The 24418-nt window shown below is 67.7% G+C and carries 22 protein-coding genes and 3 pseudogenes; 16 read left to right on the plus strand and 9 right to left on the minus strand.

Going from position 1 to position 24418, the window contains the following annotated elements:
* Nucleotides 1–7 precede the first annotated feature (7 nt).
* Nucleotides 8–1684, plus strand: coding sequence for a ribonuclease J (locus NM962_15800; protein ID UVO11429.1), 1677 nt, complete (start codon nucleotides 8–10; stop codon nucleotides 1682–1684).
* A gap of 10 nt (nucleotides 1685–1694) precedes the next feature.
* Here NM962_15800 and NM962_15805 read toward each other — a convergent pair whose 3' ends face one another.
* From NM962_15805 to NM962_15815, 3 genes are read right to left on the minus strand one after another with little or no spacing between them, the layout of a single operon-like run.
* Nucleotides 1695–2633, minus strand: coding sequence for an SAM-dependent methyltransferase (locus NM962_15805; GenBank protein ID UVO11430.1), 939 nt, complete (start codon nucleotides 2631–2633; stop codon nucleotides 1695–1697).
* A gap of 4 nt (nucleotides 2634–2637) precedes the next feature.
* Nucleotides 2638–3471 carry a mycofactocin-coupled SDR family oxidoreductase gene (locus NM962_15810; GenBank protein ID UVO11431.1) on the minus strand — a complete coding sequence of 278 codons (834 nt, stop codon included), beginning with the start codon at nucleotides 3469–3471 and terminating at the stop codon, nucleotides 2638–2640.
* The gene (locus NM962_15815) at nucleotides 3468–3794 is read right to left on the minus strand and encodes an antibiotic biosynthesis monooxygenase (protein ID UVO11432.1); all 327 of its coding nucleotides are present in this window, start codon (nucleotides 3792–3794) and stop codon (nucleotides 3468–3470) included. Before NM962_15815 ends, NM962_15810 begins: the two co-directional genes overlap by 4 nt.
* Nucleotides 3795–3928: 134 nt before the next feature.
* Between NM962_15815 and NM962_15820 the strand changes: the two genes are divergently transcribed.
* A complete protein-coding gene (locus NM962_15820; GenBank protein ID UVO11433.1) occupies nucleotides 3929–6514 on the plus strand; it encodes a DNA translocase FtsK in 2586 nt (861 codons plus the stop codon).
* A gap of 6 nt (nucleotides 6515–6520) precedes the next feature.
* Here NM962_15820 and NM962_15825 read toward each other — a convergent pair whose 3' ends face one another.
* Nucleotides 6521–7885 carry a wax ester/triacylglycerol synthase family O-acyltransferase gene (locus NM962_15825; GenBank protein ID UVO11434.1) on the minus strand — a complete coding sequence of 455 codons (1365 nt, stop codon included), beginning with the start codon at nucleotides 7883–7885 and terminating at the stop codon, nucleotides 6521–6523.
* Between the two features lie 182 nt (nucleotides 7886–8067).
* On the opposite strand from NM962_15825, the gene NM962_15830 reads away from it, so the two are divergent.
* On the plus strand, nucleotides 8068–8577 hold the full coding sequence (locus NM962_15830) for a DUF421 domain-containing protein (protein UVO11435.1): 510 nt from the start codon (nucleotides 8068–8070) through the stop codon (nucleotides 8575–8577).
* A gap of 19 nt (nucleotides 8578–8596) precedes the next feature.
* Here the strand turns inward: NM962_15830 and NM962_15835 are convergent, their stop codons facing one another.
* Nucleotides 8597–9121 (minus strand): amino-acid N-acetyltransferase, encoded by a 525-nt coding sequence (locus NM962_15835; GenBank protein ID UVO11436.1) that lies wholly within the window; start codon nucleotides 9119–9121, stop codon nucleotides 8597–8599.
* 136 nt (nucleotides 9122–9257) lie between these two features.
* On the opposite strand from NM962_15835, the gene pgsA reads away from it, so the two are divergent.
* From pgsA to NM962_15855, 4 genes are all read left to right on the plus strand, one after another.
* A complete protein-coding gene (gene pgsA, locus NM962_15840) occupies nucleotides 9258–9776 on the plus strand; it encodes a CDP-diacylglycerol--glycerol-3-phosphate 3-phosphatidyltransferase (protein ID UVO14763.1) in 519 nt (172 codons plus the stop codon).
* 207 nt (nucleotides 9777–9983) lie between these two features.
* Entirely contained in the window at nucleotides 9984–10334 is a 351-nt protein-coding gene (locus NM962_15845) for a helix-turn-helix domain-containing protein (GenBank protein UVO11437.1), read from the plus strand.
* A gap of 106 nt (nucleotides 10335–10440) precedes the next feature.
* On the plus strand, nucleotides 10441–11265 hold the full coding sequence (gene pspA / locus NM962_15850) for a phage shock protein PspA (GenBank protein ID UVO11438.1): 825 nt from the start codon (nucleotides 10441–10443) through the stop codon (nucleotides 11263–11265).
* A 4-nt stretch (nucleotides 11266–11269) separates the two neighbouring features.
* Nucleotides 11270–12106: a hypothetical protein gene (locus NM962_15855; protein ID UVO11439.1), complete on the plus strand. Its 837-nt coding sequence runs from the start codon at nucleotides 11270–11272 to the stop codon at nucleotides 12104–12106.
* On the opposite strand, the gene NM962_15860 is transcribed toward NM962_15855, so the two are convergent.
* Together NM962_15860 and NM962_15865 are read right to left on the minus strand one after the other, a co-directional pair.
* Nucleotides 12103–12525, minus strand: coding sequence for a DUF5313 domain-containing protein (locus NM962_15860; GenBank protein ID UVO11440.1), 423 nt, complete (start codon nucleotides 12523–12525; stop codon nucleotides 12103–12105). The two genes, NM962_15855 and NM962_15860, sit on opposite strands and share 4 nt — an antisense overlap.
* Before the next feature lie 10 nt (nucleotides 12526–12535).
* Nucleotides 12536–12982 (minus strand): nuclear transport factor 2 family protein, encoded by a 447-nt coding sequence (locus NM962_15865; protein UVO11441.1) that lies wholly within the window; start codon nucleotides 12980–12982, stop codon nucleotides 12536–12538.
* A 251-nt stretch (nucleotides 12983–13233) separates the two neighbouring features.
* Here NM962_15865 and NM962_15870 point away from each other — a divergent pair, with 251 nt between their 5' ends.
* The 3 genes from NM962_15870 (at nucleotide 13234) to NM962_15880 (ending at nucleotide 17147) form a co-directional block, all read left to right on the plus strand.
* Nucleotides 13234–15651: a plasma-membrane proton-efflux P-type ATPase gene (locus NM962_15870; GenBank protein UVO14764.1), complete on the plus strand. Its 2418-nt coding sequence runs from the start codon at nucleotides 13234–13236 to the stop codon at nucleotides 15649–15651.
* A gap of 119 nt (nucleotides 15652–15770) precedes the next feature.
* On the plus strand, nucleotides 15771–16943 hold the full coding sequence (locus NM962_15875; protein ID UVO11442.1) for a glycosyl transferase: 1173 nt from the start codon (nucleotides 15771–15773) through the stop codon (nucleotides 16941–16943).
* 42 nt (nucleotides 16944–16985) lie between these two features.
* Nucleotides 16986–17147 carry a DUF3046 domain-containing protein gene (locus NM962_15880; protein ID UVO14765.1) on the plus strand — a complete coding sequence of 54 codons (162 nt, stop codon included), beginning with the start codon at nucleotides 16986–16988 and terminating at the stop codon, nucleotides 17145–17147.
* On the opposite strand, the gene NM962_15885 is transcribed toward NM962_15880, so the two are convergent.
* A complete protein-coding gene (locus NM962_15885) occupies nucleotides 17138–17788 on the minus strand; it encodes a TetR/AcrR family transcriptional regulator (protein ID UVO11443.1) in 651 nt (216 codons plus the stop codon). The genes NM962_15880 and NM962_15885 overlap by 10 nt on opposite strands.
* Before the next feature lie 70 nt (nucleotides 17789–17858).
* Between NM962_15885 and NM962_15890 the strand changes: the two genes are divergently transcribed.
* The 4 genes from NM962_15890 (at nucleotide 17859) to NM962_15905 (ending at nucleotide 22639) form a co-directional block, all read left to right on the plus strand.
* Nucleotides 17859–19079, plus strand: coding sequence for a DUF2236 domain-containing protein (locus tag NM962_15890; protein UVO11444.1), 1221 nt, complete (start codon nucleotides 17859–17861; stop codon nucleotides 19077–19079).
* Nucleotides 19080–19248: 169 nt separating this feature from the next.
* On the plus strand, nucleotides 19249–21402 hold the full coding sequence (recA, locus tag NM962_15895) for an intein-containing recombinase RecA (protein ID UVO11445.1): 2154 nt from the start codon (nucleotides 19249–19251) through the stop codon (nucleotides 21400–21402).
* The gene (gene recX / locus NM962_15900) at nucleotides 21371–21907 is read left to right on the plus strand and encodes a recombination regulator RecX (GenBank protein UVO11446.1); all 537 of its coding nucleotides are present in this window, start codon (nucleotides 21371–21373) and stop codon (nucleotides 21905–21907) included. Before recA ends, recX begins: the two co-directional genes overlap by 32 nt.
* A gap of 33 nt (nucleotides 21908–21940) precedes the next feature.
* Nucleotides 21941–22639, plus strand: coding sequence for a S1 family peptidase (locus NM962_15905; protein UVO11447.1), 699 nt, complete (start codon nucleotides 21941–21943; stop codon nucleotides 22637–22639).
* 599 nt (nucleotides 22640–23238) lie between these two features.
* Here the strand turns inward: NM962_15905 and NM962_15910 are convergent.
* Nucleotides 23239–23427: pseudogene (locus tag NM962_15910) on the minus strand (hypothetical protein).
* A gap of 595 nt (nucleotides 23428–24022) precedes the next feature.
* Here NM962_15910 and NM962_15915 point away from each other — a divergent pair.
* Together NM962_15915 and NM962_15920 are read left to right on the plus strand one after the other, a co-directional pair.
* Nucleotides 24023–24211, plus strand: a pseudogene (locus NM962_15915) (hypothetical protein).
* 6 nt (nucleotides 24212–24217) lie between these two features.
* Nucleotides 24218–24376 (plus strand): annotated as a pseudogene (locus tag NM962_15920) (PE family protein).
* Nucleotides 24377–24418 lie beyond the last annotated feature (42 nt).

Consider the following 24418-nt stretch of genomic DNA (forward strand, 5'->3'; position numbering starts at 1 on the left):
GGTGCGGGTGACTGAAGATCTCTCCCCGCCGGGTCCGCTGACCGAAGGCGGACTGCGCGTCACCGCACTCGGCGGTATCAGCGAAATCGGCCGCAATATGACCGTTTTCGAGCACCTCGGCCGGCTGTTGATCATCGACTGCGGCGTGCTGTTCCCGGGCCACGACGAGCCCGGCGTCGACCTGATCCTGCCGGACATCCGCCACATCCAAGACCGGCTCGACGACGTCGAGGCGCTGGTGCTGACCCACGCCCACGAGGACCACATCGGCGCCATTCCGTTCCTGCTCAAACTGCGGGCCGACATTCCGGTGGTCGGTTCGAAGTTCACCCTGGCCCTGGTCGCCGCCAAGTGCCGAGAACACCGCATCAAGCCGGTCTTCGTCCAGGTGGCCGAGGGTCAGCGCAGCACCCACGGGGTGTTCGAATGCGAGTACTTCGCGGTGAACCACTCCATCCCGGATGCACTGGCGATCGCGGTGCACACCGGCGCGGGCACCGTCCTGCACACCGGCGACATCAAGCTCGACCAGCTGCCCCCGGACGGGCGGCCCACCGACCTGCCCGGGATGTCACGCCTGGGCGACAAGGGTGTGGACCTGTTCCTGTGTGACTCGACCAATGCCGAGATTCCCGGTGTCGGTCCCAGCGAGAGCGAGGTTGGTCCCACCCTGCACCGGCTGATCCGCGGCGCCGAGGGCCGGGTGATCGTGGCCTGCTTCGCCTCGAACGTGGACCGGGTCCAGCAGATCGTCGACGCCGCGGTGTCACAGGGCCGGCGGGTGGCCTTCGTCGGCAGGTCGATGGTCCGCAATATGGGGATCGCCAAGGATCTGGGTTTTCTGCGGGTCACAGACCGCGATGTGATCGACATCGGGGCCGCCGAGGAGATGCCGCCGGAGAAGGTGGTGCTGGTCACCACCGGAACCCAGGGCGAACCGCTCTCGGCGCTGTCACGGATGTCGCGTGGCGAGCACCGGTCGATCACGCTGACCGCCGGCGATCTGGTGGTGCTGTCGTCGTCGCTGATTCCCGGCAACGAGGAAGCCGTCTACGGGGTGATGGACGCACTGGCCAAGATCGGTGCCCGGGTGGTCACCAATGCCCAGGCGCGCGTTCATGTTTCCGGGCACGCCTACTCCGGCGAACTACTGTTCCTCTACAACGGAATTCGGCCCCGCAACGTGATGCCTGTACACGGCACCTGGCGGATGATGCGCGCCAACGCCGCACTGGCCGTCCGTACCGGGGTGCCAGAGGAGTCGATCCTGATGGCCGAGAACGGGGTCAGCGTCGACCTGGTCGCCGGACAGGCACGCATTGCCGGGGCGGTACCGACCGGCAAGATGTTCGTCGACGGGCTCGTCGACGGCGATGTCGGCGATGCAACGCTGGGGGAGCGGTTGATCCTGTCCAGCGGATTCGTCGCGATCACGGTGGTGGTCCGCCGCGGGACCGGCAAGCCGGTGGCTCCGCCGCACCTGCATTCGCGGGGCTTCTCCGAAGACCCCAAGGCCCTGGAGCCGGCGGCGCGCAAGGTCGAGGCGGAACTGGAATCCCTTGCCGCAGAGCAGGTCACCGATCCGGCCCGGATCGCTCAGGCGGTGCGCCGCACGGTGGGCAAATGGGTGGGCGAGGTCTACCGGCGTCAGCCGATGATCGTGCCGACGGTGATCGAGGTCTGAGCCGGCCGGCTCAGAGCTTTTCGGCGTACACCGACCACTCCAGATCACTCGCGCCCAGACGGCGGCCAGTGGGCTCGACATAGCGCTGGAGGAACTGTTCGGGTCCGGCCTGCTCGATCAGTCGCCAGCCGTATTCGGCAAGAAAATCTGCCACCTCGGCAGGCTGCAGGCCGAAATGCCAGAGCTTCCCGGAGCCGACCCGGCGGTTCAGCGAGGCTCGACGAAGGAGAGGCGAAGCTGGGGCCGCCGCACAAACCTTGCGATACAACGTCGGCGACCCGTACAGATTCGTGCCGTCGATGAAGTCGCGGCGGACGTAGGTGAACACCAGCCGGCTACCGGTCGCCGCCGCGCGCAGGCCTTCCAGGGTTCCGCGGACGGCGCTCTCGGTCAGGTACTGGGTCACGCCTTCGGCGACGAAGAACGTCCGGAACGCGGTGCGATAGCCGTGCTCGACCAGCGTGGTCAGCACATCGTCGTGCTCGAAGTCCAGCGCCACCAGCCGAACCGACAGCGGCAGTTCACCCAACACCCGGCGCACGGTGGTGGCCTTGCGGGCGATGTTGACCGGCTGATCCACCTCGAACACCGGAATGGGGCTTCGCCGGGCGAGTCGGTAGGCGAGGGTGTCCAGGCCGGCACCGAGGATCACCACGGCCTGGATTTTCGCGACGTGCTCGCCGATCGCCTCGTCGACGCGGTCGGCGATGAAACGCTTGCGGCAGGTCAGGTTGACCCACAGGCCCGGCCCGGATCGGTCCATCGCGGCGATGAACCATCGGCGCAGCGGCGCGGGCCGCGTGGCCGCCACCAGCCAGCGCATGACGGTCGGCAAGAACGGTGTCGCCAGGTCGTCGTCGACCAGGCGTTGTCCGGGCGGCTCATGGTGCTCGATTGCTGCCAGCACCATCGGGCCGTAGGCCGTCTGAGCTACCGGGTTGCGTGCCATCGGGCTACCTCTTGTTGATGAACCCGGCGTCGACGGGCAAGGTGATGCCGGTGATGTAGCGGGCCGCATCGGATACCAGCCAGGCCACCGCATTGGCGATGTCCTCCGGTTCCAGCACCTGTACCGGCAGCGCATTGCCCATGTCCGGTGGCGTACCTGTCGCGGCGGTGAGCTCGGCCAGCCAACCCCGGACGTAGTCGTTGTTGATCATCGGGGTGTCGACACCGGCCGGGTGCACCGAGTTCACCCGAATGCTGTGCTGCGCCAGCAGGTTCGCGTAGACTCGCATCAGTCCGACCAGCCCATGTTTGGCCGCGGTGTAACCGATGGCTCCGGCATCGTGGCTGCCGATGCCGGCCAGGCCCGCGGCCGAACTGATCAGCACGATCGACCCGCCGTCGCCCTGGTCGATCATCGTCGGAATCGCGGCCTCGATGGTGTGGTACACACCGGTCAGGTTGACGTCGATGACGTCGTGCCAGCCATCGGCCGCGGCCATCGGGGCGATGCCGGCGTTGGCCACCACGATGTCCACCCGGCCCAACTCGTCGAGGCCGGCCTGCAGTGCGGCGCCCAGGGCCACCTGGTCACGTACATCGGCTTGGCGGGCGACGATGCGCGCACCGGTGTCTTCGACCAGCTTGACGGTGGCCGCCAAGTCCTCGGCGTCCGCCAGGGGGTAGGGCACGCTGGCGATCTGCCCGCACAGGTCGACAGCGATGATGTCGGCTCCGTCGGCGGCCAGCCGCAGGGCATGGGCGCGACCCTGGCCGCGGGCCGCGCCGGTGATCAGCGCGACCTTCCCTTGTAGGCTGCCGCTCGACGGACGCGCTGTCATGGACGCAACTGGCCTTTGCCCGCGTCGCCGGCCGGAACCGGTTGCACCATCTTGATGTCCGGTGCGCCGGCCAGATGCTCGGTAAGGCTGCCGAACAGCTCACCGACCGCGGGTGCCGTCGAGTGGGCCTTCAACGCGTCGGCGTCGGCCCACTGCTCGATGAACACAAAGGCGCCGTCGGCTTCGTGCAGGGAGTACAGCTGGCAACCCGGCTCGTCGTGCACCTGTGCCACCGCCTTGGTGCAGATCTCGCGCACGGCCTCGACCGATTCCGGCTTGACGGTGAAGGTGGCGACGACGACCACTGGCGAGACCACGGGCATGTTGCGACTCCTTGGCTGAAGGGGGATTCACGGGCCACCCTACCGAGCCCCCGTGCGGATACGCGCTGAACCGATCCGCCGGGGCCAGTGTGGCTTATGGTGCAGATGGGGTAATTGCGACTAGGCTTGCCGATATGGCTAGTAAGACCGGTACTAGTAGAGCTCCCGCGCGCTCCGGTACCCGAACGACCAGGGCAAAAGCCGGTTCCAAGGCCGCACCCAAGGCTGGTTCACGGCCCGCTCGGTCTCGCCCGGCTGCCAAGCCGCGCCGCGCCGCCCGGCAGCACTCGGGTCCGGTGGCGCTCGGGATGGCCTGCGGACGCCTGGCCCGCGCCACCTGGCTGATGGTCGCCAAGGGCGCTGGTGGCGCGGCGCGCTCGGTGGGCCGCGCCCACGACATCGATCCCGGCCATCGCCGCGACGGCATCGCGCTGGCCCTGCTGGGATTTGCCGTGGTGACCGCCGCCAGCTGCTGGCTGGATGCCGCCCGGCCGGTCGGGGCGTGGATCGACACCGGTCTGCGCACCGTGATCGGCGGAGCGGTGGTGCTGCTTCCGCTGCTGGCCGCCGCCGGTGCCGTGCTGCTGATGCGCACCGAACCCGACCCGGAAAACCGGCCTCGCCTGATCCTCGGATCGGCCATGATCGGGCTGCCGATCCTGGGCCTGTGGCACCTGTGGTCGGGCTCGCCGCAGAGCCCCGACGGCCGCCTGCATGGCGCCGGCTTTGTGGGGTTCGCGATCGGCGGCCCGCTCGCCGACGGACTCACGGCGTGGATCGCCGCGCCGTTGTTGTGCATCGGTGTGTTGTTCGGAGTGTTGTTGCTGACCGGTACCACCTTGCGTGAGGCCCCCGAGACCCTGCGCACGATGTTCCGCGGCGACTACGACGATTACGACGATTACGACGACTACGACGACTACGACGATCAGGATTACGACCAGACCTACGAGGCTGCCGATGACGACGCCGCCTACGACGCCGGCGTCGGCACCCAGGCCGGTGGCACCAGCCGGTTCGGCGCAATCGAGCCCGACGCCGGAGTCGACGACGCCCCGGACTGGCAGTCGCGCACCCCACTGGACAACTACCCGCTCGATGAAGAGCCCGCCGCGGCGCCGCCCCCGGTCAAGCCGGTGCGCCGCAAGTCCGCCAAGGAGGCCAAGGCGGCCAAGTCCGCCGAAACCACCGTGGTCCTCGACCGCGTGGTGGAGGGCCCCTACACGCTGCCGGCGCTGAGCCTGCTGGTCGCCGGGGACCCCCCGAAGACACGCACCGCCGCCAACGACCAGATGGCCGACGCGATCACCTCGGTGCTGGAACAGTTCAAGGTCGACGCCGCGGTCACCGGCTGCACCCGCGGTCCCACCGTTACCCGCTACGAGGTGGAGCTGGGCCCCGGCGTCAAGGTCGAGAAGATCACCGCTCTGCAACGCAACATCGCCTATGCGGTGGCCACCGAGAGTGTGCGGATGCTCGCCCCGATCCCGGGCAAGTCCGCCGTCGGTATCGAGGTGCCCAACACCGATCGCGAACTGGTGCGGCTCGCCGACGTGCTGACCGCGCCGTCCACCCGCGGCGATCACCACCCGCTGGTGATCGGACTGGGCAAGGACATCGAAGGCGACTTCATCTGCGCCAACCTGGCCAAGATGCCGCACCTGCTGGTGGCCGGTTCCACCGGTTCGGGCAAGTCCAGCTTCGTCAACTCGATGCTGGTGTCACTGTTAGCGCGCGCCACCCCCGAAGAGGTCAGGATGATCCTGATCGACCCGAAGATGGTGGAACTCACGCCGTACGAAGGCATTCCGCACCTGATCACCCCGATCATCACCGAGCCGAAGAAGGCCGCCGCGGCGCTGGCCTGGCTGGTCGAGGAGATGGAGCAGCGCTACCAGGACATGAAGTCGTCTCGGGTGCGCCACATCAACGACTTCAACGACAAGGTCCGCTCCGGGGAGATCACCACCCCGCTGGGCAGCGAACGGGTCTACCGGCCCTACCCCTACATCCTCGCGGTCGTCGACGAGCTCGCCGACCTGATGATGACCGCGCCGCGCGACGTCGAGGACGCGATCGTGCGGATCACCCAGAAGGCCCGCGCCGCCGGCATCCACCTGGTGCTGGCCACCCAGCGGCCGTCGGTGGACGTCGTCACCGGCCTGATCAAGACCAACGTGCCGTCCCGACTGGCGTTCGCCACGTCGTCGCTCACCGATTCCCGAGTCATCCTGGACCAGCCGGGCGCCGAGAAGCTGATCGGCATGGGCGACGGGCTTTTCCTGCCGATGGGCGCCAACAAGCCGATCCGGCTGCAGGGAGCGTTCATCTCCGACGAGGAGATCCAGGCCGTCGTCAGCGCCTGCAAGGACCAAGCCGAGCCCGAGTACACCGAGGGCGTCACCGCCGTGAAGGCCAGTGGGGACCGCGCCGACGTCGACCCCGACATCGGCGACGACATGGACGTCTTCCTGCAGGCCGTCGAACTGGTGGTGTCTAGCCAATTCGGTTCCACCTCGATGCTGCAGCGCAAGCTGCGGGTCGGCTTCGCCAAGGCCGGCCGGCTGATGGACCTGATGGAGACCCGCGACATCGTCGGCCCCTCCGAGGGCTCCAAGGCCCGGCAGGTGCTGGTCAAACCCGATGAGCTGGCCGCGACGCTGATGCTGATCCGCGGCGGCAACGCCCCCGACGACGACGGTGACGACGACGAGTTCTAGACGCGGTTACGCGCTGTGCACCAGGGCCAGGCCATGCCAGTCGCGCAACGGCTTGCGTCGCTTGCTGCGTGCCACCAGCCGGGCCACCGCGGCCTCCAACCCGCGGGTCAGTTCGTCGACCGCGGCGAACTCGAAGTCGGCCAGTACCCCGACGAACAGTTCCCCGGCGTAGCTCAAGACCGCCACACCGGTGCGAAGCTGCATCGCGATCGGCGGCACCGGCAGCACCGCGACCACGTCGGACCCCATGATCTGCAACGGCTCTGACGGGCCGGGGACGTTGGTCGCCAACGCCACCACGCCGCGCTGGTGGACCTGTCCGAGCAACCGCGCCGCCCAGGTCGACCACGCGACGGGCAGCAGGCCCGCGGCCGACATGATCGCGCGTCCAGCGTGACGCTGGCCGCCGGCTTTGGCCTGCGCCATACGCGAGCGCACGGCCAGCAACCGCTTCACCGGGTTTGACTCCTCGATCGGCAGACGCGGCAACAGCAACGCCCCCCGGCTGTCGAGGCTCCCCGGCGCATCCGCGGAGCTGGTCGATACCGGCACCAGAGTGCGTAGCGAATCGGGTTGGGGCACTTGGCCACGACGGATCATGAAGTCGCGGTAGCTCTCGGTCAGGGCCGCCAACACCACGTCATTGACGGTCACGTCGAAGACCCGACAGACCTGCTCGATATCGCCGAGCGGAACCCGTGCCGCGCTGTAGCGACGGCGGCTGGTGATCGGACCGTTCAGCGACGATGCGCTCTGTTGCAGCAAGCCGGTCGCGAGTTCCACGACGCCGCGCAGGTTGTACATCCAATGCACCGGGTTGAGGTCCAGCACCGGCCGGCCGTGTGGCGGCTGCGCCGCATCGCGGGGCGCCGCGGCGGCGTGGGCTGCCAAATGGGCGAATCCGTTGTCGGACAAGCCGGTCAGCATGTGGGCGGCCGCGGTGCCGTCGGCGATGCAGTGGTGCACCTTCATCAGCAGGGCCCATCTGTCACCGCGCAGCCCGCTGATCACCCAGATCTCCCACAGCGGACGGTTACGGTCCAACCGCCAGGACATCACGTCGGCAACCAGCGCGTGCAGCTCGGCGTCTCCGCCGGGGGAGGGCGCCGCGACCCGGCCGATGTGATGGGCGAGGTCGAAGTGGGGGTCGTCCACCCATTCGGGTGCGCTCAGATCCAAGGCATGGCGCACCAGCCGCTGACCGAACCGCGGGCACCCGCGCAGGCGTTCGGCCAGCGTTGCCTGCAGCGAGGCGTGGTCGGGAGCGGGACCGTCGAGGACGGCCAGGGTCCCAGTCGCCATGCTGACGTTGTGGTCGGAGTCCTCGACGCCCAGAAAGCCGGCGTCCAGGGGGGTCAGGTGCTCGGCCACGGCTACCTCCAGTTGTCTGCAACTGTCAGTACCACTATCTCGTGTCCCGGCGGCGCGCGGCAGGGCCGGAAGTCCCCAGGTTCGATGACCGTGACATGCGCCAGACACGTGCTGGATACGGACCGGATACGGACCGGACACCAGCGGTTTTCTAGGGCCGTAAGGGCGCGTAATCTCGCCACGTGGATTGGGCACGACTTTTCGCTTTCGATACCCCGCCCTCGGAGATCTTTATCCGTGGAACCGTCATCTACATCGCGATTTACGCGTTGCTGCGGGTGGTATTGAAACGTGAGGCGGGCACCAACGGCATCACAGATCTCATCGTCGTGGTGTTGATCGCCGACGCGGCGCAGAACGGGATGGCCGGCGGCTACCGATCGATCAGCGACGGCATTCTGCTCGTCGGGGTGATCATCGGCTGGTCATACCTGCTGAACTGGATGGCGCACCGCTGGCCCGGCGTGGCCAGGGTTTTGCGGCCGGGGCCGTTGTTGGTGATCTACGACGGAGCATTCCTGTACGCCAATATGCGCAAAGAGATGATTACCGAGGAGCAGGTCCGCGAGCAGGCTCGCAAACAGGGAATCGCCGACCTGTCCGTAGTCCGTGAGGGCCGGATGGAATCCGATGGGCAGTTCAGCTTTCTGATCGGCTCCACGCGCCGCGCACGCGATCTGGTCATCGATTAGGGCGAGAGACGAGGGGAGACTAGAGAACCAGCAACATCCGGGTGTTGCCCAAGGTATTGGGCTTGACGTAACTCAGATCCAAGAATTCGGCCACCCCGACGTCGTAGGAGCGTTGCATCTCCTCGAACACCTCCGCGGTGACCGGCGTGCCGTCGATCTCGGTGAAGCCGTGCCGGGCGAAGAACTCGGTCTCGAAGGTCAACACGAACAGCCGCTGCAACTGCAGCTCGCGGGCGACCTGCAGCAGACGGTCGACGATCGCGTGTCCGATGCCGCGACCGGTCAGGCTCGGGTCCACCGCGATGGTGCGTACCTCGCCGAGGTCCGACCACAACACATGCAGGGCGCCGCAGCCCACCACCTGCTGATCGGCGTCCTCGGCGACCCAAAATTCCTGGACCGCCTCATACAGCGTTACCAGGTTCTTTTCCAGCAGGATCTTGCCGGCATAGACATCCACCAGCTGCTTGATCGCCGGGACGTCCGAGGTGCGCGCACGCCGGACCACGGGCCGCCCCGCCGGTCGATCCGCCGCAAGATTCACAGCTGCACAGTATCGGTTTCTCATTTCGGGCTGGGCAACAGATATTCTGGCCTCCGTGTCGGGACAGCCAAAAACCGGTCCAGCGGTGACGCATGTCCCCGTGGTCAATCTTGCGAACGCGTTGACCGTCGTGCGGATGGGGTTGGTCCCGGTCTTCCTGCTGGCGCTGTTCGCCGAGGACGGCCACGATCCGAAGACCCGTATCGCGGCGTTCGTCATCTTTGCCGTCGCCATCATCACCGATCGACTGGACGGCAGCCTGGCGCGTAACTACGGCATGGTGACCGAGTTCGGCACGCTGGCCGACCCGATCGCCGACAAGGCGCTGATCGGCGCGGCGCTGATCGGTCTGTCGATGCTGGGTGACCTGTGGTGGTGGGTGACGGCGGTGATTCTGGTCCGTGAGATCGGGATCACCCTGCTCAGGTTTGCCGTGCTGCATCGCGGTGTGATCCCGGCCAGCCGTGGCGGCAAGCTCAAGACCCTGGTGCAGGCGGTCGGTATCGGCTTGCTCATCTTGCCGCTGGAAGGCCCGTGGCTGGTGACGGCCTGGACAGTGATGACCGCAGCGGTGATCCTCACGGTACTGACCGGCCTGGACTACGTCGTTTCGGCGGTGACCGACTTGCGCGGCGGGTCGGTCACTGGCGCATGAACCCGGCGGTTCAGCGAGGCTCGACGCAGGAGAGGCGAAGCTGGGACCGCCGAATGAACCCGGCGGTTCAGCGAGGCTCGACGCAGGAGAGGCGAAGCTGGGACCGCCGAATGAAACTGCCGAATCCGGGAACCCATTCGGGAGTCGCGCGCGTTGACCTTGGTGACTGTCGGTTTTCCAAGGGTTACCCGTGAGGGGGAGTGCACGATGACGACATTGCTGCGGGAGTCGGTCGGCGAGGTGCTGCGTCAGGCCCGGACCGCCCAGGGCCGCACGCTGCGTGAGGTGTCGGACGCGGCGCGGGTGAGTCTCGGCTACCTCTCGGAGGTCGAGCGGGGCCGCAAGGAAGCGTCCAGCGAGCTGCTCAACGCAATCTGCGCGGCGTTGCGGATCCCGTTGTCGACGGTGCTCTTCGACGCCGGAACCCGGCTGGCGCAGGCCGAGCGGGCCGAACTGGCAGTGCGCAACGCCCGCAGCGGCGCGGTGACCCGCATCGACGCCGGTACCAAGGTCGTCATCCCGCCGATTCGGACGCTGGCATCGGTAGCCTCGGCGTGACGCGCCCGGGCTGAACGCTCACCCGATAACCGCCGACCCGATAAATTGATCACCGGTACCGGCGGTAGAGCGACAACACTGGACGACAAGCAGACGGAGCTGACTGATGGCCAACCCGTTCGTCAAGGCGTGGAAGTACTTGATGGCGCTGTTCAACTCGAAGATCGACGAGCATGCCGATCCCAAGGTGCAGATCCAGCAGGCAATCGAAGAGGCGCAGCGTCAGCACCAGGCCCTGACCCAGCAGGCCGCGCAGGTGATCGGTAACCAGCGGCAGTTGGAGATGCGCCTGAACCGCCAACTGGCCGACATTGAGAAGCTTCAGGTCAACGTCCGCCAGGCCCTGACTCTGGCTGATCAGGCTACGGCCGCCGGAGACGCCGCGAAGGCCACCGAGTACAACAACGCCGCAGAGGCGTTCGCGGCCCAACTGGTCACCGCCGAACAGAGCGTGGAAGACCTCAAGGCGCTGCACGACCAGGCGCTGTCGGCGGCGATGCAGGCCAAGAAGGCCGTCGAGCAGAACGCCATGGTGCTGCAGCAGAAGATCGCCGAGCGCACCAAGCTGCTCAGCCAGCTCGAGCAGGCCAAGATGCAGGAGCAGGTCAGCGCCTCGCTGCGCTCGATGAGCGAGATTGCCGCCCCCGGAACCACTCCCAGTCTCGACGAGGTGCGCGACAAGATCGAACGGCGCTACGCCAACGCGATCGGGGCCGCCGAGTTGGCGCAGGGTTCGGTGCAGGGCCGGATGATCGAGGTTGAGCAGGCCGGTGTGCAGATGGCGGGCCACTCCCGGCTGGAGCAGATCCGGGCATCCATGCGGGGCGAGTCGCTGCCCGCGGGTGGCTCAACCACCGCCTCCGGCCAGGCCACCCCGGCAAGCCCGCAGGCTGGCACCAACCCCACCCCCGAGAACCCGCTGGGACGGTAGCCAGGTGGCCGCGACACTCGGAAGCAGCGCACGGCACCCACTGCTGCAGCGTGCCGTGGACCGAGCCAGTGAGGCTGCCGACCTGCTCGCCGACAAGCTGGGTGCGATCGCTGACCCGAGGGCCAGGATGCTGCGCAAGCGCCGGTGGGCGCTGCGGCTGGGCCTGTTCTTCACTGCCACATGCGGATTCTGGACGTTGGTGACCGCCGTGCTGGCGTCGTGGTCGACGCCGGTGTGGGTGCTGCTGATCACCGGACTGGTGGCCGCGGGCGCGGCCGCCCCGGCGACGCTGTTGCTGTTGCGCTATCGCTGGCTGCGCGCCGCGCCGCTGCCGGCCGCGCGCTCCACCGCGGGGCGGCGTCTGCCGCCTCCCGGGTCGGCGGCACGGCCGGCGATGTATGCGCTGGGCGCCTCCGAGCGGGGGATGGTCTCGCTGCTCGGCGTGATCGAGCGGGGCCGGCTGTTGCCCGCCGATGAGATCACCGAACTGACGGCCGCGGTCAACCGCGCCGCGTCCACCATGGCGGCCACAGCGGCTGAGGTGGTGTCCATGGAGCGCGCCGCGCAGCACAGCGCTCAGTCACGTCAATACCTGGTGCCGACGATCAACGCGTTCACCGCGCAGCTCAGTGCCGGTGTTCGCCAGTACAACGAGATGGTCACCGCCGCAGCGCAACTGGTGGCCTCGGCCAACGACGGATCGACGACATCGAACGGCGATCCGGCTAATTCCCCGATGTCGCAGCGGCGCTACCGCGAGGAACTGGTCGGTGCGACCGAGAAGATGCTGGGCTGGGCGCAGGCATTCGACGAACTGGCTGAGTTGCCCCGCGTCGTCTAGATGTCGTCGCTGCGCTGATCGACCGATTCCGGTCGGGGACCGTAGCGTTCCTCGTAGGACCGGTGAATGTGGGCGTCGCGCTCGCGTTTGCGTGCGTTGGCGAACTCCGGGTTCAGGCCGTGCATCCGCAGCATGTGCGTGCGCCACACCTTGTTGAGCGCGTGTGCGAATAGGATCACCATGAACCAGATCGGAAACGTCATGCTGAACCGCGTCATGAAGTCTGTCGGAAAGAACCAGAACGGGATCAGGACGAGCGTCGTCGGCACGGCGGCGCGCATGATCATCCGGACGGTGGCACCCGGGCCGGCCAGGTCGTTGCGGACCCAGTCCAGCAGTTCCGGGGGCAACGGGCGTCCGTAGCAATACCGGAAGTATTGGATCGGAGTCGGACGCTGAGGCTTGGGACTTTGAGGCACAGCGGTGACCTTAGAACGTCGGTCGTAGCGCGGGGAACACGGTGGCCGCCACTGCACGCAGCGTTGCCTTGAACATGTCCAGGAAGTCGAAGTAGTCGCGCCACAACGTGATACGACCGTGGTGCACCTCGAAGACTCCGCATACCCAGAACTGCAGCCGCAGCGGTCCCAGCGTCAACGCGTCGGTGCGCTCGGTGAGCACCGTGGCGCCGTCGGCCGCGATGCGGTGGATCTTCACGTCGAAGCCCGCCCGACCGGCCATCCGCCCAAACACCCCGATGGTGGCGCTGCGGCCGTAGATCGTCGGCAGCCCGACGTTCTGGTACACCACGTCCTCGGCCAGTGCCGCCGCCGCGGTGTCGAGGTCCTCGTCGCGCAAGGCGTCGAGGAAGGTCTCTACGGTGCGGATGTTGGCGGCGGCCTCGACAGCGCTCGGCTGGCCAGTCAGTTCGGTCATGCCTGCCACCCTAGGCCGTCGTGGGCCTCGGTCGCCCGCGGTCGGGACGAAAGGCTCTGGTGGGCCGCACCGGCAGGAGAGCAGTCTCACTAGAGAGCCGTGTGATGCGATCGAGTGTCTGTGCTGTGACGCCCGGTCGGACACGACGGGAAGGACCATGGGTCGATGGCATGGATGGGACGCGGGCCGGCCGACGGAGCGGACAATTGACGCGGCCGGTGCCGGCCGACCAGACACCCGATCCGGCGACGATGCCGCTGGACGAATTGGTTGACCGGCTGGACAGCGGATCAAACGGACTGTCGGCCGCGGAGGCGGCGCGTCGGCTCGCCGCGGACGGGCCGAACGCGATTCAGGAGACGCGCAAGAGACCCCTGCTGGCGTTCCTCGGCTATTTCTGGGCGCCGATCCCGTGGTTGATCGAGGTGGCGCTGCTGCTGTCGATCGTGCTCCAGCACTGGGCCGACGTGATCATCATCGCCGTCTTGCTGCTGATGAACGGCCTGGTCGGCTTCTACGAGGAGCATCAGGCCGCGGACGCGATCGCGGCGTTGAAGAAGTCCTTGGCGACCACCGCCCATGTGCGTCGCGACCGCACCTGGCAGGACGTACCGGTCGAGGAGATCGTCGCCGGCGACCTGATCCACCTCGCGCTCGGCGACGTGGTGCCGGCGGATGCCCGGATCCTCGACGACGGCACCGTCTCAGTCGATCAGTCGGCTCTCACCGGTGAGTCGCTTCCGGTCTCACGCTCGACCGGAGCGCAGCTCTATGCGGGTTCCGTCGTGGCGCGTGGCCAGGCGAACGCGCTGGTGTACGCGACAGGGGCGAACAGCTATTTCGGCAAGACGGCCATGCTGGTGCGCGGGGCGGGCAACGTCAGCCATTTCCAGCAGGCGGTGCTGCGGATCGGCAAGGTCCTCATCTACGCAGCCCTGATCCTGGTGACGATCACCACGGCCTCCGATCTGATGCGGGGCGGGACGTGGTTCGACGCCGTCGAATTCGGTCTCGTGGTGGTCATCGCCTCGGTGCCGGTGGCGATGCCCGCGGTGCTCTCGGTCACCATGGCGGTAGGTGCCCGCAGCCTGGCGCGGAAGAAGGCGGTGGTGAGCCACCTGCCGGCGGTGGAGGAACTCGGGGGAGTCGACATCCTGTGCTCGGACAAGACGGGCACGCTGACCCAGAACCGCATCGAGGTCGGCGTCCCCTGGAGTGCCCCGGGAGTCGATGCGCAAGCACTCATCCTGGCGGCCGCGGCGGCATCCAGCCCGGACAGTAAGGACGCCATCGACCTGGCCGTGCGCGCCGCGGTGACCGACCCGAACCTGCTCGACGCCTACACGGTGACGGCGTTCACCCCGTTCGACCCCAGGAGCAAGCGCACCGAGGCGCAGACCACCGACCGGCTGGGTGCGCCGACCCGGTTCACCAAGGGCGCACCGCAGGTGATCGCGGCCCTGTGCTCGAACGAGAGCGCCGACACGATGGCCGGCTATGCGGCTGCGGTCTGCGACTTCGCCGGTCGAGGCGATCGGGCGCTGGGGGTGGCCGAATGCCGGGACGGCTGCACGTGGCGGCTGCTCGGCCTGCTCCCGCTGGCCGACCCGCCCCGCGAGGACTCGGCGGCCACCGTCGCGGCGGCCACCGAGCTGGGCGTGCAGGTGAAGATGATCACCGGCGATGCGCTCGCGATCGGCAAGCAGGTCGCCTTTCAGGTGGGTATCGGCACCAACCTGCTCGACGCCGCCGAACTGGCGGGTCCGGAGCTGGCGGATCGGATCGAACGCGCGGACGGATTCGCGCAGGTCTTTCCCGAGCACAAGTATCTGATCGTCAACGTGCTGCAGTCCCGCGGGCACATCGTGGGGATGACCGGTGACGGCGTCAACGACGCGCCAGCCCTCAAACAGGCTGACGCGGGCATCGCGGTCTCCGGCGCCACCGACGCCGCTCGCGCGGCAGCCGACGTGGTGCTGATGGAGCCCGGCCTGTCGGTCGTCGTCGGCGCGATCCGGCTGGCCCGGGAGATGTTCGCCCGGATGACCAGCTACACGATCTACCGCATCGCGGAGACCATCCGGGTGCTGCTGCTGGTCACCGTCAGCGTCGTCGCACTGAACTTCCGCCCGGTCACGGCGACCATGATCGTCATCCTCGCCCTGCTCAACGACGGGGCGCTGCTCTCGATCGCCTACGACCGTGCGCACGGCTCGAACCACCCCCAGCGGTGGGACATGCGGCGGGTCCTGACCGTCGCCGGCAGCCTCGGCGTGCTGGGCGTGATCGAGACGCTGGGCCTCATGCTCCTGGCCGTCGGAGTGCTTCACCTGAACACGCCGGACGGGCTGCTGGTCGTGCAGACGATGGTCTTCCTCAAGCTGTCGGTCTCCGGCCACCTGACCGTGTTCGTCGCCCGCACCAGGAAACCCTTCTGGACCAGGCCGTTCCCCGCGCCGATCCTGCTCACGGCGGTGGTCGGCGCGCAGGTGGCCGCCACGGTCATCGTGCTCACCGGTTTCCTGATGACGGCGATCCCGTGGACGCTCGTCGGCCTGGTCTGGGGATGGTCGCTGTTCTGGTTCCTCATCGAGGATCGGGCCAAGATCGGCGCCTACGCGTGGCTGGGCCGTCGTCGCGGAAGGCCCGCGATCGTCGCGAGGCGATGATCCGGCACCCCGACTCGACGCAGCGAATCGTGAACATAGCCGACCGCTCGGCCCACCCGAGCCGGGCGCCGGCATCAGCCCTTGAACAGGGAATCCACGGGCTGTGGCACGGTAGGCCGATGCGAGTCGTAGTGGTTGCCGGCCCAGATCCCGGTCACGCGTTCCCGGCGATCGCACTGTGCAAGCGCTTCGTGGCGGCCGGGGACACGCCGACGCTGCTGACCGGGGTGCAATGGCTCGACACCGCGCGGGCCGCCGGAGTGGACGCCGTGGAGCTGCTGGGACTCGATCCCACCGCGGCCGATGACGACGCGGACGACGGGGCCAAGCTGCACCATCGTGCGGCGCGGATGGCGATGGAAAACCGCGATCAGCTGCGGGCTCTGGGGCCGGATCTGGTGGTCTCCGACGTCATCACGGCCTGTGGGGGACTGGCCGCCGAGCTGCTCGGCATCGGGTGGGTCGAGCTCAGTCCGCATCCGCTGTACCTGCCGTCGAAGGGACTGCCGCCGATCGGCAGTGGGTTGGCGCCGGGAACCGGGGTACGCGGCCGGCTGCGGGATGCGGTGATGCGCTCGCTGACGGCACGGTCGGTACGCGGCGGCCTGCGCCAGCGCGCCGAAGCGCGAATGGGGATCGGTCTGCCAGCCGACGATCCTGGGCCACTGCGGCGCCTGATCGCCACGCTGCCCGCACTCGAGGTACCCCGGCCGGACTGGCCCGCCGAGGCCGTCGTCGTGGGACCGCTGCACTTCGAGCCGACCGAGCGGGTGCTGGCCGTGCCACCGGGTTCGGGTCCGCTGGTGGTGGTGGCGCCGTCCACCGCATCCACCGGCGCCGCCGGTCTGGCAGAGCTCGCCCTGGAGCATCTGGTGCCCGGTGCCGGATTGCCCGACGGCGCCCGACTGGCGGTGTCGCGGCTGGGCGGTGCGCCCCTGGAACTGCCGTCGTGGGCCGTCGCGGGGTTGGGACGCCAGGACGAACTGTTGACGCACGCCGACGTGGTGGTCTGCGGCGGCGGACACGGCATGGTGGCCAAGACCCTGCTGGGCGGGGTGCCACTCGTGGTGGTGCCCGGCGGTGGCGATCAGTGGGAGATCGCCAATCGCGTGGTGCGCCAAGGCAGTGGGCGACTGATCCGGCCGTTGAGCGGGCCGGCTTTGGCCGAGGCGGTGGGCGCCGTATTGGCGTCGCCGAGCTATCGCGATGCCGCGCGGCGGGCCGCCGGCACCGCCGCCGACGTCGCCGATCCGGTACGGGTGTGCCACGAAGCGCTGTCCGGCAGTGGGTAGGTTGGGTGTGTGCGCCTGACCGAATTCCACGAACGGGTCGCGATGCGTTTCGGTACCGCTTACGGCAACTCGGTGCTGGCAGATCATGTGCTGGCCGCGGTGGGTGGACGGACCGCGGCCCAGGCCATCGAGGACGGTGTAGAGCCGCGCGATGTGTGGTGGGCGCTGTGCTCGGACTTCGACGTGCCGCGCGATCAGTGGTGAGGCTGATCGCTGCGCGCCACGATGCTGCGCACTAGGGCGACGGAAAGGTCTGAGCAGATCGCGGCCAGTTCGGTGGTGGTCTCGACCGGATTGGCGAGCCAGGTTTCGATGATCTGGTTGACCCCGCCGACGATGAACAGTGCGCCGCGGCGTAGTTCTTCGGGTGCGAGGTCTTGACCGTCGAGAACGCCCGGCGCATGTTCGACGACCGCGTCGGTGATCATGTCGAGAATGCCTGCGCGGTGTTCGTTGAGCCCGGGAATCGCCGACAGGTCGCTGGTGGCGATGCGGTGAATGCAGGGGTCAGCCGCGATCAGGTCGAGAAACGCGGTCAGCGCGGACCGGAGCTTGTCCGACAGCGTGCCGGGGTCGCCGATGCCGGCGGTGACCATCGCTTCGAGCAGCTGGTCGCGGACGTCGTCGGAGACCGCGAAGAACAGCGCGTCGCGGTTAGGAAACTGCTCGTAGAAATAGCGCGGGGTGAGGCCCGCGGCGGTGCAGACGCCGCGGACGGTGACCTCGCCGATGCCTGATTCGCCCCAGATCTGGCGGCCGGCGGCCAGCAGCTTGCTACGGCGCTCGGCGCGGCGGTCCACCGCGCTGATTCCGCCGTAATCACGCACCACCTCAGGGCGTTTCATTGACATCACCCTACTAGCGACCGTAAATTCGGAATACGGATGTTATCCAAATATCGCTGGAGGTCGCCCGATGAACGCGCCCGCACTGACCGTCCCCGCTCGTCACCCGGCTGGACCGGGCGCCGTTCCGGTCAGCATTCGGGCGCTGGCGACGGTGTTGGCGATCGCCAAACCCACGCCCGAGCGGTGGCGCCAGATCGGCGAAGACCTGACCGCCGGAGACGAGCCGATGGCGCGACTCGTCGAGTGGATGTCGCAGGCTCCGGACGCGCGCCCGCTGTTCGAACAGATATTGGCCCGCGGCCTGGCGAGCGTGTCGGACGCGCCTGCGCCGCTGCGGGAGTTCTTCGGCGAGTTTGAGCCGATTCCGGACTGGGTCGACTTGGCCCGAGTGCGGCGGGGCCAGCGAGCGCTGCGCCGTGGCGGGGCCGATGGCACCTACATCGCCCGGGACGTGTCGTTCCTCGGCGGCTACCAGTTCTCTTCGTTCAACAAGACACTGCTGCGCACCGGCGTGCTCGAGAAGGGCTCGAACAAGCGCTTCGCCGAGACCCTGCAATGGGCGCTGGACGTCAGCGCCGAAGGGGGACTGGAGCCGCTCGGCGTCGGCTATCAGGCCACCATCCGGGTCCGGCTGATCCACGAGTACGTTCGCCGGCATGTGTCCACGCTGCCGGACTGGCGCAGTGACGAATGGGGCCTGCCGGTCAATCAGACCGACATGGCCGCCACCCTGGTGGGAGCGCTGATCGCGCCACCGGCCGGCGGACTGGCGCTGGGCATCGTGATGTCTCCGAGCGAACTGGAGGACATCGCGCACCTGACCCGCTATGTCGGCTGGCTGATGGGGGTCCGCGACGACTGGCTGCCCGGCAGCTTCCGGGACGGCATCCGCATCCTCTATCAGACTCTCGGTGCGCTCTCCGCCCCCGACGAGACCACCAAACAACTGGCGGCCCCGATGGCCGACGATCCGCTGGAATGGCAGTTCGCTGCCATGACCGGTGTGCGGCGCCGTATCGCACGCGCCCAGCATCTCTCGCTGACCAGCAGCTTTCTCGGACCGCGCACGATGCGAAAGCTGGGCTTGCCGGTCTTCGTGCTGCCCTGGTACCCGCTGCTGCGGCTGCCGGTGAACCTGGCCCGCAGCGCGGCGGCCCTGGCGCTGCCCGGCGGCCTGGATCGTGCGGCGCGGCGCGGGCGACGCGAGCAAGAGGCGTTCATGCGCACCATGATGGGCGCCGGGGACACCACCATCGGGGCTTCCGCGCACGTCATGGCGGTGGCCTGACCCCGCGTCGAAGCCGACACGCCGCGTGTCGGACTTGATTCGAACATTCGTTCGCCTACTGTGGAGGCAGTTCGTTCGGCCTGGCGGGTCTGTCAGACCCCGTCGCTAGCGTCACGGCCAACCGACCGAGAACCGGTCAACCGAACTACCGAACCACAGGAGAGGCATCATGGCGCAAGCGCCCGATCGCGAAAAAGCACTCGAACTGGCGATGGCCCAGATCGACAAGAACTTCGGCAAAGGCTCGGTGATGCGCCTCGGCGATGAGGTGCGTCAGCCGATCTCGGTCATCCCGACCGGCTCGATCGCCCTGGACGTGGCGCTGGGCATCGGCGGTCTGCCCCGCGGGCGGGTCGTCGAGATCTACGGCCCAGAGTCCTCGGGTAAGACCACCGTGGCGCTGCACGCAGTGGCCAACGCCCAGGCCGCCGGGGGGATCGCGGCGTTCATCGACGCCGAGCACGCACTGGACCCCGAATACGCCAAGAAGCTTGGCGTGGACACCGATTCGCTGTTGGTGTCCCAGCCCGACACCGGGGAGCAGGCGCTGGAGATCGCCGACACGCTGATCCGTTCCGGCGCGCTGGACATCCTGGTCATCGACTCGGTGGCCGCCCTGGTGCCGCGCGCGGAGATCGAGGGCGAGATGGGGGACAGCCACGTTGGCCTGCAGGCCCGGTTGATGAGCCAGGCGCTGCGGAAGATGACCGGCGCGCTGAACAATTCGGGTACCACCGCCATCTTCATCAACCAGCTGCGGGAGAAGATTGGTGTGATGTTCGGGTGCGGATCCTGGTACACCAATGTCACTCTGGCTGACGGGTCGACGGAAAAGCTCGGCAAGATTGTGAATCAGAAGATGGATGTCGAGGTCTTGTCTTATGACTTTGAAACGGGGCGTATCGAGCCACGGCGAGTAATCAACTGGTTCAACAACGGTAAGACCGAAGAATTTTTGCACTTCAAGGTTGATCGAGCAGGGGGCGGAACAGGGCGTGGACACGCTAGCTTGGCGATGACTCGCAACCATCTCATCCGAACTCCTGGCGGTTGGAGAGAAGCTGAAGACATCTGCGTTGGTGACCGTGTGATGCTGGCCCAGCCGGCTCTGCTGAGCGATCAGCAGTGGGAAGTCGTGCTGGGTTCGTTGATGGGCGATGGCTGCTTGTCCTCGCCAGTTCGGCATGATTCAGAGAGTGCACGACTCCGTATGGGCCATGCGGCAAAGCAGTCGGAGTATCTCGACTGGAAGGTCGCCCTGCTGGGGAACATTCCGCACAGTTGTACTGTCAATAGCAAGGGCGCAGTGTTTGCCGACTTCACCCCTCTCGCGGAACTGCACGAATTGCGAAGTGCGGTTTACCTTGGCGATGGCAAGAAGTTCCTCTCCGAGGACTACCTCAAGGCGCTCACCCCGCTGTCGCTGGCCATTTGGTACATGGATGACGGCTCATTCACTGTGCGTTCCAAGGGATTGCAGGAACGTACCGCCGGTGGCAGTGGACGCATCGAAATCTGTGTCGAGGCCATGACGGAAGGAACGCGGGAGCGGCTTTGCGACTACCTGCGTGACGTCTACGGGCTGGACGTGAAATTGCGCTATCCGGGAAAGGCCGGCAAAGCGGTGCTGCAGTTCTCCACTGAGGCAACCGCGAAATTCCAAGAGCTGGTGGCGCCATATATGGCTCCATCGATGGGGTACAAGCTGTTGCCGCGGTTCCGCGGACGTGGCGCGGTAGCGCCACAGTTCGTGGAACAAACGATGCAGCTGATGCCGGCCCGCGTCACAGAGATTGAATCGAAGACCGATTACCAAAAGATGGACCGTTTCGATATTGAGGTCGAGGGCTCGCACAACTACTTCGCCGACGGGGTGATGGTGCACAACTCGCCCGAAACAACCACGGGCGGAAAGGCTTTGAAGTTCTACGCGTCGGTGCGCCTGGACGTTCGCCGGATCGAGACCCTCAAGGACGGCACCGACGCGGTCGGCAACCGCACCCGGGTCAAAGTGGTCAAGAACAAGGTGTCGCCACCGTTCAAGCAGGCCGAGTTCGACATCCTCTACGGCCGGGGTATCAGCCGTGAAGGCTCACTGATCGACATGGGTGTGGACCAGGGCTTCATCCGCAAGTCCGGCTCCTGGTTCACCTACGACGGCGAGCAGCTGGGGCAGGGCAAGGAGAACGCCCGCAACTACCTGCTAACCAACGTCGACGTGGCCAACGAGATCGAGAAGAAGATCAAGGAAAAGCTCGGTATCGGCGCCGTGCTGACCGATGAGCTCACCGATGAAGTCCTGCCCGCCCCCGTCGACTTCTGAGGGGATCGAGGCCGCAGAGCCCAAGCGTGAGGAGCAGGCGAAGTCACTGTGCCTTCGCCTGCTCACCGCCCGGGCCCGCACCCGCGCCGAGCTCGCCGGCCAGCTGACCAAACGGGGCTATCCCGACGACGTCAGTGATCGGGTGCTGGACCGGCTGACCATCGCCGGACTGATCGATGATGCCGATTTCGCCGAACAGTGGGTACGGTCCCGGCGCGAGCACGCGGGCAAAGGCCGCAAGGCGCTGGCCGCAGAGCTGCGTACCAAGGGCGTTGACGAGAACGTGATCGCCGGGGCACTGGCCGACATCGACACCGCCGCTGAGCGGGACCGGGCCGAGCAGCTGGTGCACGCCAAGCTGCGCCGGGAGACGCTCGGCGACGACGACGTGAAGGTCACTCGACGGCTGGTCGCGATGCTGGCCCGGCGCGGCTACAGCCCATCAATGGCCTACGACGTGGTCAGCACCGAGCTGGCCGCCGAGCGGGAGCGCCGCCGAGTCTGAGATGGAGCCGGCCGGGCTCAGTAAGGTGTCGCTGTGCGGAGCGCTCACCTCGGACGGCTCGGTGTGGCGTCAGCGGTTCTGATCATGGCCTCGGCTGGAGGTGTATTCGCTCCCGCAGCCTCGGCGGCACTCGCGCTAGGCGGTGGGGCGGGCATCATCGTCGATGGCAGCTATTGCACCCTGACGACGATCGGCCATGACAAGGCCGGGGAGATGGTCGGTTTCACCGCCGCGAGCTGTGGCGGACCTGATTCCCCCGTCGTTGCCGAGGGCTCGGAAGGCCTCGGTCCGGTGGGCACCGTGGTAGCCATTGCCGACGACCCCCGACTGAATTATTCGGTGATCAAATTCGACCCAGCCAAAGTGACCCCGATCCCCAACTTCGCCGGTTTCGTCATCGACGGCGTCGGCCCTGAACCGGAGCGGGGCCAGCCCGTGTGCCGACTCGGTGCCGCCACCGGTGATTTCTGTGGCCATAAAAGCAGTTTCGACGGCCCTGGCCCGCACATGGGAACGGGCGGGGGCAACTATCTGCCCGGCGATAACGGTGCCCCGGTCACGGCGGATGGCCTGCTCGTCGGCCTGGTCACCGGAGGCCTTTTCCTCCCGCCCAGCGGCGTGATATCCAATACCCCGCGCCAACTCATATATACGACGAAGTTCAGCGCGATCCTCGACGAGGTCAACGCCGGCACCGGTCCCGGCGCCGGGTTCACCCCGATCGGAAGCTGACCAGAGCTGGTTACTCAGCTGGCGTGGTCTGCGGTGTGAGACTCTGGCCTGATGGCTCGCGCAGACGATACGTACCGGACGTCTTCGATTCCGCGACGCCCGCGTCGTCGGCTGGTCGGGGTCGGTTCGGCGGCGGCATTGCTGATGGCGGTCGCGCCGGCAGCCCATGCGGATTTCGAGATTGACGATCTGCTTGACCCGGCCCTTTGGTTCCCCGCGTCTGCTGCCGATGCCACGGCACCGGAACTCTTCGACTCGGCGGCGGCCGGCTCGGGTGTCGATCCATTGGCCGGGTACATCGACTCGGGGGGCCTGATCGGCCTGATCTATGCACCGCTGCACGATTTCGGTGAGGAGTGGATCACCAGCTCATTCGGCACACAGCTGGACGACCTGGTCAACCCGCTGTTTGCCTTTGCCGACCACTGCGGTCTGATCTGCAACGGCGACGTCGGGACGTCGGCCGACCCGACCGGGGGTGGCGGCGGCTGGTTCTTCGGTGACGGCGGCGTCGGCTGGGGTAGCGACCAGGCCGGGGTGGCCGGCGGTGACGGTGGCGTGGCTGGGGCGTTCGGCAATGGCGGCGCCGGTGGTGATGGCGGGGCCGGCGCCGATGGTGGCGCCGGTGGCGCCGGCGGGTATTTCGTCGGTGACGGGGGTAACGGCGGTAACGGCGGCGCTGGAGCCGCTGGTGAGGCTGGCGGTAACGGTGGTGCCGGTGGCATGGGGGGCTATTGGACGGTCGGGATCGGTGGCAACGGCGGTAGCGGAGGTGCCGGTGGCGCGGCATCCGGTGCCGATAGCGTCGCTGGGGCTGGTGGCGACGGTGGGGCCGGCGGTGTGGGCAGTCGCGCGGAACTCTTGATCCCCGTCCTGCTGGCTCCGTTCCTGACCGTTGCCGTCGGAGGTAACGGTGGGGCCGGCGGCGATGGTGGTGCGGCCAGCGGTCTCGACAGTGTCGCCGGCGCCGGCGGGCTTGGCGGTAACGGCGGCGCCGCTAGCCCAACACTTGGCCTGCCTGGCATCGGGGCAGGCGGTGACGGTGGTGTCGGTGGCAACGGCGGTACTGCCAGTGGGGCCGGCAGCGTGGCTGGTGCTGGGGGTAATGGTGGCATTGGAGGCGAGCCCGGGTCGAGTGGAGTCGGTGTCGCCGGTGCGGGCGGTAACGGCGGCGACGGTGGAAGCGGGATCGACGGCGGGCAGGCAAGCCACGGCGGTAATGGCGGCGCCGGCGCCGCTACCAGCAGCGGCATCTCGTTGAACCTGACTTCATCAGGCTCCGGTGGTGACGGCGGCAACGGCGGCGCCAGCGACGGCGGTACCGGAGGCGCCGGCGGTGTCGGCGGGAGCAGCGGTGCCGGCGGTTTCCTCAGCGTGCCGACCGGCGGGGGCGGTGGTGGCGGTGGCGGCGCCGGTGATGGCGGGACCGGAGGTAACGGAGGCAACGGCGGTCACGGCGGGTCGGGTATTTCGCCTGGTGCTGCGGGAACCGGAGGGATCGGCGGCGCCGCCAACGGAGGCACCGGTGGGGACGGCGGCAACGGCGGCAACGGTGGTAGCGGCAGTGCGCTCAACACCGGCGGGAACGGCGGTAACGGCGGGCAAGTCGGTCCAGAAGGCGACGGTCGTGGGGGAGACGGCGGTAATGGTGCCAACGGCCTCTCGTTTGGAGCCGGTGGCAACGGTGGCGACGGCGGTAGCGACGGCACGCCTGGCACCCCCGGCGCCCCCGGATAAATCCCTGGTCAACAGCCGGGATCCGCGTTAGTGATACGGCAG

The sequence above is a fragment of the Mycobacterium sp. SVM_VP21 genome, from assembly GCA_024758765.1.
Taxonomy (GTDB): Bacteria; Actinomycetota; Actinomycetes; order Mycobacteriales; family Mycobacteriaceae; genus Mycobacterium; species Mycobacterium heraklionense_C.

Coding starts and splice junctions, on each gene's coding strand:
- NM962_15805 (UVO11430.1), bottom strand. CDS start 2,633: ATGGCACGCAACCCGGTAGCTCAGACGGCCTACGGCCCGATGGTGCTG.
- NM962_15810 (UVO11431.1), bottom strand. CDS start 3,471: ATGACAGCGCGTCCGTCGAGCGGCAGCCTACAAGGGAAGGTCGCGCTG.
- NM962_15815 (UVO11432.1), bottom strand. CDS start 3,794: ATGCCCGTGGTCTCGCCAGTGGTCGTCGTCGCCACCTTCACCGTCAAG.
- NM962_15820 (UVO11433.1), top strand. CDS start 3,929: ATGGCTAGTAAGACCGGTACTAGTAGAGCTCCCGCGCGCTCCGGTACC.
- pgsA (UVO14763.1), top strand. CDS start 9,258: ATGGGGTTGGTCCCGGTCTTCCTGCTGGCGCTGTTCGCCGAGGACGGC.
- NM962_15845 (UVO11437.1), top strand. CDS start 9,984: ATGACGACATTGCTGCGGGAGTCGGTCGGCGAGGTGCTGCGTCAGGCC.
- pspA (UVO11438.1), top strand. CDS start 10,441: ATGGCCAACCCGTTCGTCAAGGCGTGGAAGTACTTGATGGCGCTGTTC.
- NM962_15865 (UVO11441.1), bottom strand. CDS start 12,982: ATGACCGAACTGACTGGCCAGCCGAGCGCTGTCGAGGCCGCCGCCAAC.
- NM962_15870 (UVO14764.1), top strand. CDS start 13,234: ATGCCGCTGGACGAATTGGTTGACCGGCTGGACAGCGGATCAAACGGA.
- NM962_15875 (UVO11442.1), top strand. CDS start 15,771: ATGCGAGTCGTAGTGGTTGCCGGCCCAGATCCCGGTCACGCGTTCCCG.
- NM962_15880 (UVO14765.1), top strand. CDS start 16,986: ATGCGTTTCGGTACCGCTTACGGCAACTCGGTGCTGGCAGATCATGTG.
- NM962_15885 (UVO11443.1), bottom strand. CDS start 17,788: ATGAAACGCCCTGAGGTGGTGCGTGATTACGGCGGAATCAGCGCGGTG.
- NM962_15890 (UVO11444.1), top strand. CDS start 17,859: ATGAACGCGCCCGCACTGACCGTCCCCGCTCGTCACCCGGCTGGACCG.
- recA (UVO11445.1), top strand. CDS start 19,249: ATGGCGCAAGCGCCCGATCGCGAAAAAGCACTCGAACTGGCGATGGCC.
- recX (UVO11446.1), top strand. CDS start 21,371: ATGAAGTCCTGCCCGCCCCCGTCGACTTCTGAGGGGATCGAGGCCGCA.